This is a genomic window from Candidatus Pedobacter colombiensis, assembly GCA_029202485.1.
Lineage (GTDB): Bacteria > Bacteroidota > Bacteroidia > Sphingobacteriales > Sphingobacteriaceae > Pedobacter > Pedobacter colombiensis.
In genome coordinates, this window is record CP119313.1 from 3,972,440 (window position 1) to 3,989,063 (window position 16,624).

Sequence of the window (16,624 nt, forward strand, 5' to 3'; positions counted from 1 at the left end):
AAAACCAAAGGATTATTATGAGATAAAATTAGCTCAACAAAAAGGCCCTGACGTGAACATCAGGGCCTTAAGCCTAAAAAAAAGAATATTTTACGGATTAAATGTATACGAAACATAATACAGCGCACCCACCGCCGGGTTACCATATGAAGTGATATAATATTTATTTAAAATATTTGAACCACCCACTTTAATCATTGAGTTTACTGACGGAACCTTTAAATTAACCTGTGCATCCACCGTACTGAATGCAGGAACAATCCCTGAAGCAAATGATGAATTCCAGAAAAATTCACCTTGCCAGCGGTAATTTACATTAAATCCAATGTTCTTGATGATTTCTTTATTTCCCAGTCCAAGGTTATAACGGAATTTAGGGGTATTGAAATCATTGATATAATCGGCAGGAAGGTCGCCTATCTTATTATACGAAACGTTGCCACTTAAGTTATAGTTTTTGCCCAGTAAATAATCAACTCCCAAAGCAGCGCCATAAGAGGTCACTTTTCCGGCGGCATTTACAGGAACCCCAAATTTAGGGAAGGGATAAGTAGAACCTTGTGCCTGGTAAACATCTACACCGGTAATAAAATCTTTATACTTATTGTAATAAGCATAGGCATCGATTAAAAATTTAGGCCCTAATAAGCCTTTATAACCAACTTCATAAGATTGAACACTTTCCGGACGAATACCACGTGGATCAAACTCATAAACTTTTAACAATGCCGGATTTGGTGTTCCTGATGCCAGCGAAGCATCATAGGCACGATAGCTGGCATCAGTATATGGTTTATTAGTGGTAAGCATCCCATATTTATTCAGCATCTCAGGTATCCCACCAATTAAACGCTGTCTACCTCCGGCTACCGACAAGTCGATATACTGATTTTGCGATGTTGGATTACGATAACCTGTTTGGTAAGACATGCGAATATTATTATTTGGAGCTACCGTAAGTACACCGGAAATCCGGGGAGTAAATCGTCCATCAAAATTGGTGCTTTTATCATATCTTCCGGATAATGACAATTTAAACTTATCGTTAAAAAGCTTCTTAGCTATCTGAGCAAAAGCACCATATTCATCAATATTTATTTTATGATGAAGGTCATCAAAAATAGTTCCGCCTGAACGAAGCTGGTAAATCCGATATGAACCTCCAACCTGTAACTCTACCACATCATTTAATGCATTTGAAAAGTTGTACAGTCCTTCGTAATGATAAAGATTTGTTTTATCATCAAATTTCGCACCTAACCCGGATGAAATAGTATTGTTGATAATACTGTTCTTCGTGGTTTCAAACTGCGGTGTGCCCGGCATGAAACGTCCCTGATCCGCTACCCCTCTGGCCACCGCATGAGCTGCATCACTGCTAGCTCCACCGCCAAGAGCGTTTGCATAAGCCAATGCATATTGTGCAAACCAGCCAGAGGTTTCATTAGGTGCAGGAGCACTACTTGGACGATAAGCTTCGTTAATAAATGATCCAACTATAGAAGATATATAAGAATCGCCAGAACGTTCCTGGGTTGTATAACCTCTTAAAAAGAAATCCTGCCCTTTTAATTCTAATTTAAACTGACCAATGCTAAAATTACGTAAAGAATAACGATCAGCCCCCGTATATACAGATGTTCCTGAACCCCAGGCTGCATGTGCAATTGCTTCTATAGTTGGTGTAAGCTTATAATGTAAATCCCCTGAAGCCTTTAATGAGCGGGTATTATAGTCAACAAGGTCAACTTCATTGTAACCTGTCCTGGAGACACTCTGACTCGCAATAGTGCCTTTATTTAGGCCATACAATATACCCAAAAAAGGAAGTGCCGGACTACCGGCAAGGCCAGCTTGGATGGTATTAAAAGGGACATTTGCATTGATCAACCCATTGATTTGTGCATATCCTGCCGGAGAGGCAGTGGCAAACCCGGAAGCCAGACTTCTGGCAGCTAAAAGTAAATTTGCATTAACTTCATCACCATACACGTTTATACCATCATAATTAGGATCAGAAGCTCTATTGCCCGGTTTAAACATGCGCGTTATGCGATCAAAATCACTATAGTTATCAGCCTGCCAATCCTTGGCCTGTATAAATGAGAAAGTTGCTTTTACCGCAAACTTATTATTTAAAGCCTTTGCCATACGTACATCCAACTGATTAAACTGCTGAATTCCAATATGATCATCATTCACATGATTGATACCTGTTTTAAAAGAAAAACTCGCACCCTGATAGGCAAATGGATTTTTTGAGGTCATTAACATTGTTCCATTAATTCCCCCGGCACCATATAATGCTGAAGATGCTCCTGGCAATAACTCCACATTGTCTACATCAAGATCTGAAAGTCCAATGATATTACCGACAGAAAAGTTCAAACCTGGAGCCTGATTATCCATTCCATCTACAAACTGATTGAAACGGGTATTACCATTTGAGTTAAAACCTCTGGTATTGACAGACTTAAAAGTTAAACTCTGTGTGCTGACCTCTACTCCTTTCATGTTGTTTAACGCATCATAAAAAGAAGGGGCAGAAAGCTCTTTAATTGTGCTTTGCCCCATTCGCTCAACAGAAACCGGAGATTCAAGGATTCGCTCTGGCGTTCGTGATGCAGAAATAACGACCTCTTGACCTAAAATTGCATTAGGCTCAAGCTCGGTAATTAAACCCGAAGTCTTGCCCGTGATGACCCGCTCTACAGATGTATATCCTAGAAAAGAAATAACCAGGGTAAACGGAACTCTTTGACTTGTACTAAATGAATAGCTTCCATTAGAATCAGTAGCAGTACCGCTCGTTGTGCCCTTTACTGTAACTCCAACACCTGGTATTGGTTGTTTAGTGAGCTTATCGATGACCGAACCACTAATTACAACACTTTGTGCATGTACCGTTAACACGGCAATACATAGCAAAAGCGTAAAAATTGCCTTTGTAAACATTTTCCTCATACTTTATTTTTATTCGTTAAATCTTAACATAAACTTAATAATTTTTTTGACATTAACAAATAATATTGAACTAAATATTTCGAAAGACAAAATCTCATTATTCATTGCATTTCAATTAAGTTTTATGTTAAATTGCCATTGCATAACATCTGGCTAATAAATTTTTAGGATAATACTTTAAAAACAGGTCATGAAGAATAAAGTAAGAGCGTTCATTTGCATTATAGTCCCTTTATTACTGGCATATACCTTTAATACCAAGTTTGGCAATATTCCCCCCATTTTAAAATTCCTGAATCCCTTTACTGGCTTCTGGCAAAATGCCGAATCTACAACCGTAAAACCAAATCGCAATATAATTTTAAAAGGCACACATCAAAATGTTGATATCGCATTTGACGACCGCATGATCCCACATATTTTTGCAAAAAATGATCACGATGTCTATTATGCTCAGGGATATGTTACAGCCATGCACCGTTTATGGCAAATGGATTTTCAAACGAGATTTGCCGCCGGCAGAATATCAGAAGTAGTAGGCAAAAAAGCTATTGAACTGGATAAATACCAACGCCGAATGGGTATGGTTTACGGCGCTGAACGATCTTTGCAAGGAATGATGGCCGATCCTAAATCCAAAGAGATGATACTAGCTTATACTGCAGGTGTCAATGCCTACATCCACTCCTTATCAAAATCTCAATTGCCAATCGAATACAAAATATTGGATTTTAAACCGGAAGACTGGACTCCAATTAAATGTGCACTGTTACTGAAGCAAATGTCGGCCGTTTTAGCCATGGGTTCCGACGAGTTTTACATGACCAATATCAGAAACAAATTTGGCCCAGAAGTAGTAAAAGACCTCTTCCCTGATTACCCTTTTAAAGAAGATCCAATTATTCCTATTGGTACAAAATGGAATTTCGATCCTCTTCCTATACCTGAAGTTCCTTCATCTTATAATGAGGTGGCTACCAACATCATAAAAACAAAACAAAAAGAAGAAGGAATTGGCAGTAACAACTGGGCTGTTTCCGGTTCTAAAACAGTTTCCGGTTTACCTATATTGGCAAATGATCCGCATCTTGATCTATCTCTTCCCTCTATCTGGTACCAGATTCAACTACATGCACCAGGCCTAAATGCTTATGGCGTATCCCTTCCTGGAGCTCCAGGTATCATTATTGGTTTTAATAAAGATATTGCATGGGGTGTAACAAATGTAGCAGCTGACGTACTTGATTTTTACCAGATTAAATTTAAAGACAACACCCATAAAAGCTATTGGTACAACAATCAATGGAAAAATACCAGTACTCGACTTGAAACCATTGTCATCAGAGGTGATAAAACCATTAAAGACACTGTATTTTATACTCATCACGGGCCGGTAGTATATTTGCAAAAGGTAAAAGATTTCTCTAAAGCAAAAAATATCCCTATAGGGAATGCCTTACGGTGGATTGCGCATGAAAATTCTAATGAGCTAAAAACATTTTACCTTTTAAACAGGGGGAAAAACTACAATGATTATCGCGATGCACTAACTTATTATACGGCACCGGCACAAAACTTTATTTTTGCATCGGCAGAAAATGACATCGCCATCACAGCAAATGGAAAATTTCCACTTAAATGGAAAGATCAGGGCAAATTTATCTTAGATGGAACCGACCCTAAGTATGACTGGCAAGGATGGATTCCTGCTTCACAAAACCCTACTGTTAAAAATCCACCCCGGGGTTTTGTAAGCTCTGCAAACCAATCCCCTACAGACAAAACTTATCCTTACTACATCAACTGGGAATTTAGTCCTTACGAACGAGGTAAGCGAATAAATGATAGACTAACTGTAATGAATAAAGCTACAGCCGACAGTATGATAAATATGCAAACTGACAGTTATAGCATCCATGCGCAAAATATCCTTCCCGCTATTCTGGTTATGGTAGACAGAAGTAAACTCAATGCGACACAAAAAGAAGCATTCCGCATTGTTTCCTCATGGAATAAATATTACGAGGCAAATTCACTGGGGGCCAGCATATTTGATTTCTGGACCAAACGACTTCAATTCGACATTTGGGACGATGAATTTACCGTTGCCGGCATTCCAATGCGTTATCCATCAAGAGACCGAACTGTCCAACTTATTTTGCATGAACCCAACTCTAAATGGATAGACAATGTAAATACTCCTGAAAAAGAAACGCTGGCAGATCTGGTAAACGAAGCATTTAAGTACAGCTGCGATACCCTGGAAAGAAAGTACGGTCCTATTGGAAAGTCATGGGAATGGGCCAATGTAAAACATACTACCATTCAGCATCTGGCAAAAATACCCGGATTTGGCTCTAAAGTACTCCTGACTGGCGGCGGTAAAATGACCATAAATGCCTTAAATGAAGGTAATGGTCCTTCATGGCGTATGGTAGTAGAATTGGGCAAAATGCCAAAAGGACATGGCGTATACCCGGGGGGGCAATCGGGCAATCCCGGCAGTCCTTTTTATGATAACATGATCGACAAATGGGCTAACGGAAAACTGTACAACCTGTTTTTCATGCAGTCTGCCAGCGACACTTCCGCAAGAATAATCTCTCAATTAAAAATATTTAAAAAGTAACTATATGGTATTTATAGTGATCATCATCCTCTCCTTTTTATTCCAGATGGTATTGCCATGGTGGATCATCATTATCATTTCTTTCGTTACCTGCGGGTTGATTGGAAAAACAGGTAAAATAGCCTTATGGGCTCCTTTTTTTGCTATTTTATTGCTATGGACAGTGATGGCACTTTTTAAAAGTCTGCCCAACAATAATATACTGGCTATGAGGGTTGCCGAAATGTTTGGTGTACAGTCCTGGATACTTATTTTAATCCTGACTGCTTTACTTGGTGCTTTTACAGCTGGCATAAGTGGTTTTTGCGGATACCACTTCAGAAAAGCCGTACTTGTACCTAAAACAAACCCTTAATTAAAAATTCTTGCGTATTTTTGCAGTGTGACCGATCTGACAAAGCAAATCTTTTCTATCAGCAATGCGCAGGAGTTTGAACAAACCTGCCTTGCTATATTTAACCACCAGGCCAAAAATTGCCAGGTTTATAAAGAATATATCTCTCATCTAAGAATAAATCCTGAGGATATAATCAGTTCTTCACAGATTCCATTTCTACCTATTAGTTTTTTTAAAACCCATGAAGTACTCAGCTCTACTGACACTCCCGAAATTGTATTTAGCAGCTCGGGTACTACAGGTATGATACAAAGCCGGCATCTGGTTACTGCTGTCAATATATATGAACAGAGCTTTAATACTGCTTTTGAGCAGTATTATGGAAAGATTGAAAACACTTGTTTACTAGCCTTACTACCTTCTTATCTTGAACGAGATGGCTCATCACTGATTTACATGGTTGATGCCCTGTTAAAGCAAAGTAAGCATCCTGATAGTGGCTATTTCCTTCATAATCACGATGACTTATATCACAAGCTTCAAAAACTACAGGCCACCAATCAAAAAACGATATTAATAGGCGTTACTTATGCCTTACTTGATTTTATTGAACACCATAAGCTGCAATTTCCCAACCTAATCGTGATGGAAACCGGAGGGATGAAAGGCAAAAGAAAAGAAATGGTGCGTGAAGAACTCCATCAGCTTTTGCAGGAGGGCTTTGGGGTAAATGCCATTCATAGTGAATATGGTATGACCGAATTGTTGTCGCAAGCTTACTCTACCGGAGTTGGTGTATTTAACTGTCCACCCTGGATGAAGATTTATCTTCGTGATACCAACGACCCTTTGAGTTTAACACCTAACAACAGAACAGGAGGAATTAATGTTATAGACCTGGCCAACATCAACTCCTGTGCTTTTATCGCAACACAAGATCTTGGAAAACTTTTTCCAGATGGTTCATTTGAAGTGTTAGGTCGTTTTGACAATGCTGATATCAGAGGTTGCAACCTACTGGTAGGTTAATGCAATCGCTTATCAAACAAAAAAGGCTTGCTATCGATGATCTTCACATTAGCTAAAAAAGGATGGTTTACATTTAAAATGTAGTTATATTCATCTTCGACAATTGCCGATGGTACTTTTAAAAGCAAAGCATCATTATTTTTTACAAAGGCATCTCCCTTTTTCTTTAATAAGGATGGCGAAGGATAACTGTTCCAATCTTTAGGCAATAAGTGTCTTTCCACTTCTTCGACACTGTTCTCCGGAACATCAAAAACAGTAATGCAAAAACTTTCCGGATCTTGTATGTTCGTTAAATGTGCCAATACTTCAAGTGCGGCCAACGCTCTGCTACTTGCAAGATATAACATAGAAACACCTACACTGTTCCAGCGTCCGCCAAATAACCTGGCACCTTCACCACTCATATCTCTGGCTCTCTTACAGAGCGAAATCCGATAAAGCAACATTAGCTAAAAACGCCGTATTCTATACGGCCAAGTGTTTGTAATATTAATTCGAAGCCTATAGAAGTATCCAGGAGACTTAAAGGTGTTTCTCCATTTAAAGTATAATTTGGAGTTTTCATCCAATCATTGAAATTATCCAATGTACCAAAAACCTCTGTACCACGCTGATACAACCTGGCCAATTCTATAGCCTTTTCGGCATGTTCGGTTTTTATAAGTGTAGAAGGAGTGTATCGCTGTAGCGTACGCTCGGAGATATGCATAATACCAGCTACCTCCTGGATGGTAAGGGAAATTCTTTTTACAAGGCTTACCAATGCCTTTTTAGAAACTCCCTTACGAGCAAGATTTAGCAAATCGAAATCTGTTGATACTGCATAATTACTACCTAATAACCCCAATAATGAGGTTTGATTTAGCGCACCATAGGCTACAGCCGGTTCTGATAATTCGGTATTGGTTTCTGCTTTCCTTTTCATATCCATCAGACATTATACACAAATATAATTCTTTTTGTCCGATTTACCAACACATCACGAACAATAAAACAACATAACCTTACCTAATTCAACCAATTACGAATTGGCAATTAGCAAATAGTAATTCTTCTTCCCTTTTTGGACAATGATAAATCGATCGTTTAAAAGGTCATTTATTGTCAATTTATCCGTCGGGTCTTTCAACTTCTCTTTGTTTACAGATACCCCACCACCTTGTATTAATTTCTTTGCTTCTCCTTTTGACGCAAACACACTTGATTTTTCGGCAAGTAAAGTAGCTGCATCGATCCCTTCTGTTAGTTCAGTTTTTGAAATTGAAAATTGTGGAATACCCTCAAATATTTCTAAAACCTGAGCTTCCGATAGCGTTTTAAAAAATTCCAACGAACCGTTTCCAAATAAGAACTCAGAAGTTTTTACAGCTGTTTCTAAAGCTTCTTCAGAATGAGTCCTGATGGTAATATCTTCTGCCAAAGCTTTTTGCAAAACACGAAGATGAGGAGCTGCATCATGTTCAACTTCAAGCGCTTCAATTTCCTCTTTCGATTTTAAAGTAAAAATTCTGATCCATTTTTTGGTATCCTCATCAGAAGCATTTAACCAAAACTGGTAGAATTTATATGGCGATGTTTTTTTAGGATCTAACCATACTGCACCACTTTCAGTTTTACCAAACTTAGTACCATCTGCTTTTTTAATCAATTGAGTAGTGATTGCAAAAGCTGTCCCTGCATCCTTACGTCTGATCAACTCTGTACCGGTAACAATATTACCCCATTGGTCTGAGCCTCCCATTTGAACAAGACAGTTCATATTTTTCCATAAATAATAGAAATCATATCCCTGAATCAATTGATAGCAAAATTCAGTAAAGGAAAGCCCTGAATCACCTTCAAGACGTCTTTTCACACTATCCTTTGCCATCATATAGTTGACTGTGATGTGCTTACCAACATCCCTGATAAAGGTAAATAGGTTCATATCTTTAAACCAATCAGCATTATTGACCATTACAGCACCATTGCCATCCTCAGAAAAGTTGAGGAACTTAGAAAGCTGGCGTTTCATTCCGGCAAGATAGAGGTCTATAATCTCTTCCGTTTGAAGATTTCGTTCATCAGATTTTCCTGAAGGATCACCAACCATTCCAGTAGCCCCACCTACCAAAGCATAAGGTTTATGTCCGGCACGTTGGAAATGAATAAGTGTCATAATCTGCGTAAGATGTCCTATATGCAGAGAATCTGCAGTTGGATCAAAACCTATATAGCCAGATATCATTCCTTCACTTAACTTTTCTTCAGTACCAGGCATTATATCCTGTAACATGCCTCTCCAGCGTAACTCTTCAACGAAATTGGTCATTATAATCTACTTTTACCCGCAAATATAGGAAAAGCTAGGTTATCCTTAAATTTGATACTGGCTTAAAATGGCTTATTGAACAATAATCGCTATTTTTAGCTCCATGAACTTCTTATCCCATTTTTATTTTGAAAGAAATAATCCAGATGAAAATATGGTACTGGGAGTTGTTTTGCCTGATTTTATAAAGAATGCTCAAAAAGATTACAACCTCTACCCCCTTAAAATCAAACATCTTTTTGAAGAGGAACCGCATCAAATTTCCATCCTCAATGGCTGGAAGAGACATATAGAGGTTGACCAGATTTTCCATTCTTCTAATTTTTTCCAGGAGTACACAAATGAATTGAAACAGCTGATACTTCCATCTTGTGAAAATAGCCCGGTTAAACCATTCTTTCTAGCACATATAGGCTTAGAATTGGTTTTGGATCATTTATTAATTGTAGATAGACTTATCAACATCAATACCTTTTACCACCAGCTGGCTGGTGCTGATAAAACTGCCTTAAACAGCTTTTTACGTACTTCTTCATTGGAAAACACCGAAGTATTTTTTAAATTCCTTAACAGATTCATTTCCAGCAGATATCTTCTTAGTTATCAAAAAATTGAAAATATTGCTTATGCACTCAATCAGATTTGTAAGCGACTATGGGACAACCCGTTTACGGATCCACAACTATCAGCATTAACAGAACAGCTTGATAAATTTAAAGACACCATTAAAGATGATTATCTATCCATTTTTGGGTATATTGAAACTGAGTTAAATAAGAAGTAAAAAATTCATACAAATCTAAATCAGCTACTATAGCTAATTTGTATCTTCGCAGCTATGTCACTATTTGAGGTAAAAGACAAAATGGATGCGTTGGTTAAGGAGCTTAACCAGCACAGTTACAATTATTATGTATTGGCCATGCCTACCATTGCAGATTATACTTTCGATCAAAAATTAGAAGAACTGCATCAGCTTGAACTGGCACATCCGGAGTTTGCCGATCCTAACTCGCCAACACAAAAAGTGGGTGGGGAAATTACAAAAACCTTTACTACCGTAAAGCATAAATGGCCTATGCTCTCGTTAGGAAATACCTATAACGAGCAGGATTTAAGAGATTTTGACGAGCGCATAAAAAAAGCCATAGGTGAAAACTTTGAGTACGTATGTGAACTAAAGTTTGATGGACTATCCATCAGTTTAACTTACGACGGCTCGAAACTGGTAAGAGCAGTTACACGTGGTGACGGCACCAAAGGAGATGATGTAACAACCAATGTTAAAACGATACACACTATTCCACATCAATTAAAAGCCGATGATGTTCCGCCTTTGTTTGAAATCAGGGGTGAAATATTTATGCACCGTGCTGCTTTTGAGCGACTGAACAAAGACCGTGAAGAGCTGGGAGAAGTACAATATGCCAACCCTAGAAATTTTGCAGCAGGCACTGTTAAAATGCAGGATTCAAAAGAAGTCGCCAAACGTCCGCTGGATTGCTTTCTATATTCACTTAACACAGACAAAGACTACTTTAAGACGCATTGGGAAAGTTTACAAACTTTAAAAAAATGGGGTTTTAATGTATGTGAACATACCAAATTAACAAATAATATTGACGAGGTATTGTTGTTTATCAAGCATTGGGAAAATGAACGCTTCAAGTTGTCGTATGACATCGACGGAATAGTAATTAAAGTAAATAGTTACGCGCAACAACAAGAGTTGGGCTTTACGGCCAAATCTCCTAGATGGGCCATTTCCTATAAATATAAAGCTCAGGAAGTAGAAACAATTCTGGAAAAAGTTACCTACCAGGTGGGCCGAACCGGAGCAGTAACACCTGTGGCCAACCTGAAACCAGTGCAACTTGCCGGAACAACGGTAAAAAGGGCAACCTTGCACAATGCCAATGAGATAGAGCGACTGGATTTGTACGAAGGTGATAGTGTTTTTGTTGAAAAGGGGGGAGAAATTATTCCTAAGATCATTAATGTAAACCTCGACAAGCGTAAACCAGGTGCTACTCCTATAATTTACCCATCAGTTTGTCCGGAGTGTGGCACGCCTTTGATTAGAAAAGAAGGGGAAGTAGCCTTTTATTGCCCAAACGATGAGGCTTGTCCGCCGCAAATAGTTGGTAAAATTCAACATTTCATCAGCAGAAAAGCTATGAATATTGATGGATTAGGCGATGAGACGATAGAAACATTCTTTCAACGTGGTCTGGTTACCCACATCAGTGATCTGTATACCTTACATGAGAAAGCTGAGGATTTAAAAACATTGGAACGCTTTGGTGAAAAGTCCATTGACAATATGTTAAATGGTATCGAACTTTCCAAACTGATGCCCTTTGAGAAAGTACTATTCGGACTTGGTATCAGATACGTAGGTGAAACTGTTGCAAAGAAACTTGCTTTTGGTACAAAAACCATCGATCAATTAGCCTCGGCCAGCTTGGAAGAGTTGACGAGCATTGACGAAATAGGTCAAAGAATTGCAGAAAGTATCATTGAATACTTTAGCAACCCCGAGCACATGGCACAAATAAAGCTCTTAAAAGCTTATGGTTTGCAGTTTGAAGCCGTAGAAAATGAAATTACATTACAAAGTGATAAGTTAACTGGAAAAACATTCGTAATTTCAGGCGTTTTTGGGAACTACAGTAGAGAAGAGCTCAAAAACATGATTGAAAGTAATGGCGGTAAGATTTTAAGTGGCATTTCTGCGAAACTTAATTATCTTGTTGCCGGAGATAATATGGGACCATCTAAATTGGAAAAAGCGAAAAAATTGAATGTCCCGCTTATTTCAGAGGATGATTTGTTAGAGCTATTGAAGTAAAGAATAAAAAATGAACAAATTTCACGGAACAGGAGTAGCATTAGTTACGCCTTTTAATGCAGATGGGACGGTAGACTACGAAGGTCTAAAAAGACTCATCAACCATTTAATTGAAGGAGAGGTTGAATATCTGGTATCATTAGGTACAACAGGAGAAGCTTCGACACTAAATAAAGAAGATAAGAAGAAGATATGGGAATTTACTGCCGAAGTTAACAATGGTCGCTTGCCATTGGTTGCCGGTATTGGAGGGAATGATACTGTTGAAGTAGCAGATAGCATTAAAACCTTTGAGGTAAATGGTTACGATGCCATATTATCCGCCAGCCCATATTACAACAAACCTACACAAGAAGGAATATATCAACATTATAAAGCGATTAGCGAAAGTAGTTCCCTGCCCGTTTTTCTTTACAATGTACCTGGACGTACAGCAAGCAATGTAAGTCCGGAAACCACATGCAGGTTAGCTAATGACTTTAAAAACATCATTGGAACTAAAGAAGCTTCCGGTAATTTTGATCAGTTTAACCAAATCATGCGCGATAAACCGGCCGATTTCCTATTGATCTCTGGGGATGATCCTGTTGCAATGCCTATGATCTCATTAGGAGCTGTTGGGGTTATTTCTGTAATTGGAAATGCTTTGCCTAAACAATTATCTGATATGATCAGGTTATCACTTAAAGGTGATTATGCTGCAGCTCAGCCAAAACACTTAAGTTTAATTGAATTTACAAGGATGATGTTTGCGGAAGGGAATCCTGCAGGCGTAAAAGCTGCATTAAAACATCTGGGTATTTGTGATGACCATCTTCGTTTACCGCTTGTAAAGGTCTCTGATACGCTTAGAAAAGCAATTATAGCTGAAACAAATGAGCTTACCGCATAAAAAAAGTGTCTCGATATTTTCGAGACACTTTTTCATCAAAACAATTAAAGCTAGTTAGCCCTTGTTTTTAGTCTCCTGAACCTCTAAGCGGATAGCTTGAGCTAGGTTTTTAAGATCTTGCATACCTTTACGTACACGAGTTCCTGCAGCACTGTTTGCTTTGTTGTAGAATTTGTCTGCGTCAGCCTCTAAGGTTGCAACAAGTTCCTTTACTTCATTAAATTTTTTCATCGTTAATTTGCTTCTTTTAGTTTATTAAGGTTTTGATTAATACTCTGTTACTAAAGTAAGATGTTTATTTTAATAAAAAAATTTTTACAATAACAAATAAACGTTCCAAAACCCTCTTTTTTTCCACATTATGCGGGTTTATAAACAATCACCATAAGCAAAAACAAATCAAACGACTCATTTACAGGCAATTAAAAAACAAATAAAACAAAAAACCTCCTTAATGACTCATTAAGGAGGTTTTTTGTTTTATTAAATATTATGCTATAGAAAATTGATTTTCTTTATAATATCCGCTTTTCAATTTTTCAGAGACTTCACTGAAAGCATCCAGCGTGCGCTGTACATCTTCCATAGTGTGAACTGCAGTAGGAATCAATCTCAATTCGATTAATCCCTTAGGGATCACTGGATAAACTACAATCGAGCAGAATATACCATAGTTTTCACGCAAATCCATAGTCAATGCTGTAGCTTCCAACAACTCACCTTTTAAGAAAACAGGTGTAACCATTGTGTCAGTAACTCCCAAATCAAAACCACGGTCTCTTAACCCCTTTTGCAGAGTAGTAGCTACATTCCATAATTTTTCTCTTAATTCAGTATTATTTTTAAGCAATTCCAGACGCTTCAACAACCCAACAACCATTGGCATTGGCAATGCCTTAGCAAAGGTCTGAGAACGCATGTTATACCTGAAAAAATTAGTCATTTCTTCAGTTGAAGCAACGAAAGCACCTACCCCAGCCATTGACTTTGCAAAAGTACCAAAATAAACATCTACCCCATCAATACAGTTCTGCGCTTCGTGTGTACCGGCACCCGTAGGTCCCATAGTACCAAAGCCATGCGCATCATCAATTAACAGGCGAAAATTGAAGTCCTTTTTTAAATCAACAAGTTCTTTCAGCTTTCCTTGAGCACCCGACATTCCAAAAACACCTTCGGTGATCAACAGTATACCGCCGCCACTTTGCTCTACCAGCTTAGTTGCTCTTTCCAGCTGTTTACGGGCACTATCTATATCATTGTGCTTATATACAAAACGTTTACCCATATGCAAACGTAAACCATCTATAATACAAGCATGCGACTCCGCATCATATACAATTACATCGTTTCTATCTACCAAACTATCGATAATAGAAACCATACCTTGATAACCAAAGTTTAAAAGAAATGCATCCGGCTTACCTACAAAAGCTGCAAGCTCCTGCTCTAATTGCTCGTGGTATTTAGAGTTACCAGACATCATTCTGGCGCCCATAGGATAAGCCATACCAAAATCTGCTGCACCCTGTGCATCTGCCTTTCTTACCTCTGGGTGATTGGCTAAACCCAAATAATTATTCAAACTCCAAACCAAATGCTCTTTACCACGGAAATTCATGTGGGGAGCTATATCGCCTTCTAATTTAGGAAATGAGAAATATCCATGCGACCATTTGTGATGTTGTCCAATCGGCCCCATGTGTTTCGCTATCTTTTCAAAAATATCCAATGTTATATGTATTTTAAGTTATTATTTTTTTACAAAGTTATGTTTAATATACCTGATATAAAATAATTGACATTCTATGACGCATTACTTACACAAGCATAATATATTGATACCAAAAAGCCTTAGCAGTTTTTGCTAAGGCTTTTTGCAATTCCGATTAGGTTAAATTAATCAACATTATCGTGAAGGAAAGAGTTATTTGGTCTGATCTCAGTAGATCCATCTTCATCATTACTCAGGGTAAATCTTGAAACCTGAGACTCTGAAGAATGTTGAACCTGCTGCAATTGCATTTGCTTACGTTTATATGCAGGCTCGTTTTCAAGTTCCTGCAAACCATTACTGGTACGAAGCTTCATGCTCAGATCTTTCAATCTAAGAATTCTTTCTTTAGATTTTTTTAATTGATCTTCAATCGACTCATCATTTTTATCATCATCAGCTCCTGATTCAAGAATTTCTTCTCTTTGTGGAACGATGTCATTGTTAAATACTTTTGCAGGGGTTTCGAACACAAAATCAGTTTCCGCAACTTTAATTTCAAATTCAAATCCTGAATCCTTTGGGGTTTCTTCGATTGGAGTTTCCTCTTCAAGTAAAGTATGCCTAACAATCACATTTGCCGGTTCTTCCGCATTCCTGTTTTTGTTTGGATTAAACAAATCTGCAAAAAGATCTGATTGTTTAATTTCTTCTTTGACCTTCATCACCGGTTCGTTCGAATAAACCGGAGCTTTAGGTTCTATAAATGAATTTACAGGTTCTACTGGTCTTACCAATGGAGCTTCTTCAGGAGTAAGCAAAGAAATCTTTTTTACATTCTTTTTCTCTTCATCACGCTGCTCAGTGGTTTGGAAACCTGTTGCTATAATAGTAACAGATAATTTGTCTTCCAGGCTTTCATCAATACAGTTACCCCAGATCAGATCAGCAGAAAGACCTGCCTTTTCCTGAATGTAATCTGTAATAATAGTTACCTCGTCCATCGTTACTTCACGTATACCTGAACTTATATTTAACAAGATATATCTTGCTCCCTCTATTTCATTGTCTTTTAATAATGGCGACGCCAATGCACCTTCAACTGCATTCAGTGCCCTGTTCTCACCATCACAAGCAAAACTACCCATTATAGATACACCGCTATCTTTCATAACAGTACGCACATCTTTAAAATCCACATTGATGTATCCCGGAACAGTAATGATTTCTGCAATGCCTTTGGCGGCAGTAGTTAAAATATCATCAGCTTGAGAAAATGCAGACCCTAAAGTAAGGTTACCGAAAATTTCACGCAACCGATCATTAGAAATAACTAAGTACGAATCAACATATTTTTTCAGCTCATCCAAACCATCATTTGCCTGCATCTTACGTCTCTTACCTTCAAAAGCAAAAGGCGTAGTTACTATGGCAACTGTTAAAATGTCAAGTTCTTTAGCTGCTTTGGCAATAATAGGACTGGCACCCGTTCCGGTTCCACCACCCATACCCGCAGTTATGAATAACATTTTTGTTGTGCTTCCAAGCATCTGCTTGATGTCGTCTATATTCTCAATAGCCGAATTTTTCCCAACTTCAGGAATTGAGCCTGCCCCCATACCTTCGGTAAGACTGGCACCCAACTGAACCTTATTAGGAATAGGACTAAACTCCAAAGCCTGGGCATCTGTATTACAAATAATAAAGTCTACACCAGTAATTCCTTGACGGTACATATGGTTTACCGCATTACCACCACCGCCACCAACACCAATTACCTTGATGATTGATGACTTATCTTTTAACATTTCGAACTGCATATCTTTATGAATCAGTTATTTAAAAATTCGTTTTACCTGTTCATCTCTCTATGTAATATTAACACTTTTTTAAC

General features: G+C 38.1%; 13 protein-coding genes. 6 read left to right on the plus strand and 7 right to left on the minus strand.

The window, feature by feature from the left end; genetic code table 11:
• Nucleotides 1-90: 90 nt before the first annotated feature.
• Nucleotides 91-2,964, minus strand: a complete 2,874-nt coding sequence (locus P0Y49_16660) for a TonB-dependent receptor (GenBank protein WEK18422.1) — start codon at nucleotides 2,962-2,964, stop codon at nucleotides 91-93.
• A gap of 190 nt (nucleotides 2,965-3,154) precedes the next feature.
• Here P0Y49_16660 and P0Y49_16665 point away from each other — a divergent pair, with 190 nt between their 5' ends.
• The 3 genes from P0Y49_16665 to P0Y49_16675 are packed head-to-tail and all read left to right on the plus strand — an operon-like array spanning nucleotide 3,155 to nucleotide 6,959.
• Complete coding sequence (locus P0Y49_16665) at nucleotides 3,155-5,593, plus strand: penicillin acylase family protein (protein ID WEK18423.1); 2,439 nt, start codon at nucleotides 3,155-3,157, stop codon at nucleotides 5,591-5,593.
• A gap of 4 nt (nucleotides 5,594-5,597) precedes the next feature.
• Nucleotides 5,598-5,948 (plus strand): hypothetical protein, encoded by a 351-nt coding sequence (locus P0Y49_16670; protein ID WEK18424.1) that lies wholly within the window; start codon nucleotides 5,598-5,600, stop codon nucleotides 5,946-5,948.
• Between the two features lie 27 nt (nucleotides 5,949-5,975).
• Nucleotides 5,976-6,959, plus strand: coding sequence for an acyl transferase (locus tag P0Y49_16675; protein ID WEK18425.1), 984 nt, complete (start codon nucleotides 5,976-5,978; stop codon nucleotides 6,957-6,959).
• On the opposite strand, the gene P0Y49_16680 is transcribed toward P0Y49_16675, so the two are convergent.
• The 3 genes from P0Y49_16680 to tyrS all read right to left on the minus strand — a co-directional run bounded on the left by P0Y49_16680 (nucleotide 6,956) and on the right by tyrS (nucleotide 9,273).
• The gene (locus P0Y49_16680; protein ID WEK18426.1) at nucleotides 6,956-7,408 is read right to left on the minus strand and encodes an RES family NAD+ phosphorylase; all 453 of its coding nucleotides are present in this window, start codon (nucleotides 7,406-7,408) and stop codon (nucleotides 6,956-6,958) included. The two genes, P0Y49_16675 and P0Y49_16680, sit on opposite strands and share 4 nt — an antisense overlap.
• Complete coding sequence (locus P0Y49_16685; protein ID WEK18427.1) at nucleotides 7,408-7,887, minus strand: DUF2384 domain-containing protein; 480 nt, start codon at nucleotides 7,885-7,887, stop codon at nucleotides 7,408-7,410. The genes P0Y49_16680 and P0Y49_16685 overlap by 1 nt, the downstream gene beginning before the upstream one ends.
• Before the next feature lie 96 nt (nucleotides 7,888-7,983).
• A complete protein-coding gene (gene tyrS / locus P0Y49_16690; protein ID WEK18428.1) occupies nucleotides 7,984-9,273 on the minus strand; it encodes a tyrosine--tRNA ligase in 1,290 nt (429 codons plus the stop codon).
• Nucleotides 9,274-9,376: 103 nt separating this feature from the next.
• Between tyrS and P0Y49_16695 the strand changes: the two genes are divergently transcribed.
• Genes P0Y49_16695 through dapA form a run of 3 tightly spaced genes read left to right on the plus strand, consistent with a single transcriptional unit; the run spans nucleotide 9,377 to nucleotide 13,016 of the window.
• Nucleotides 9,377-10,057 carry an ACP phosphodiesterase gene (locus P0Y49_16695; protein WEK18429.1) on the plus strand — a complete coding sequence of 227 codons (681 nt, stop codon included), beginning with the start codon at nucleotides 9,377-9,379 and terminating at the stop codon, nucleotides 10,055-10,057.
• Between the two features lie 54 nt (nucleotides 10,058-10,111).
• Entirely contained in the window at nucleotides 10,112-12,124 is a 2,013-nt protein-coding gene (ligA, locus tag P0Y49_16700; protein ID WEK18430.1) for an NAD-dependent DNA ligase LigA, read from the plus strand.
• Nucleotides 12,125-12,134: 10 nt separating this feature from the next.
• Nucleotides 12,135-13,016, plus strand: coding sequence for a 4-hydroxy-tetrahydrodipicolinate synthase (gene dapA, locus P0Y49_16705; protein ID WEK18431.1), 882 nt, complete (start codon nucleotides 12,135-12,137; stop codon nucleotides 13,014-13,016).
• Between the two features lie 54 nt (nucleotides 13,017-13,070).
• Here dapA and P0Y49_16710 read toward each other — a convergent pair whose 3' ends face one another.
• The 3 genes from P0Y49_16710 to ftsZ all read right to left on the minus strand — a co-directional run bounded on the left by P0Y49_16710 (nucleotide 13,071) and on the right by ftsZ (nucleotide 16,550).
• Entirely contained in the window at nucleotides 13,071-13,247 is a 177-nt protein-coding gene (locus P0Y49_16710) for a histone H1 (GenBank protein ID WEK18432.1), read from the minus strand.
• A 259-nt stretch (nucleotides 13,248-13,506) separates the two neighbouring features.
• The gene (locus P0Y49_16715) at nucleotides 13,507-14,748 is read right to left on the minus strand and encodes an aminotransferase class I/II-fold pyridoxal phosphate-dependent enzyme (GenBank protein WEK18433.1); all 1,242 of its coding nucleotides are present in this window, start codon (nucleotides 14,746-14,748) and stop codon (nucleotides 13,507-13,509) included.
• Nucleotides 14,749-14,915: 167 nt separating this feature from the next.
• A complete protein-coding gene (gene ftsZ, locus P0Y49_16720; protein ID WEK18434.1) occupies nucleotides 14,916-16,550 on the minus strand; it encodes a cell division protein FtsZ in 1,635 nt (544 codons plus the stop codon).
• Between the last annotated feature and the right edge of the window lie 74 nt (nucleotides 16,551-16,624).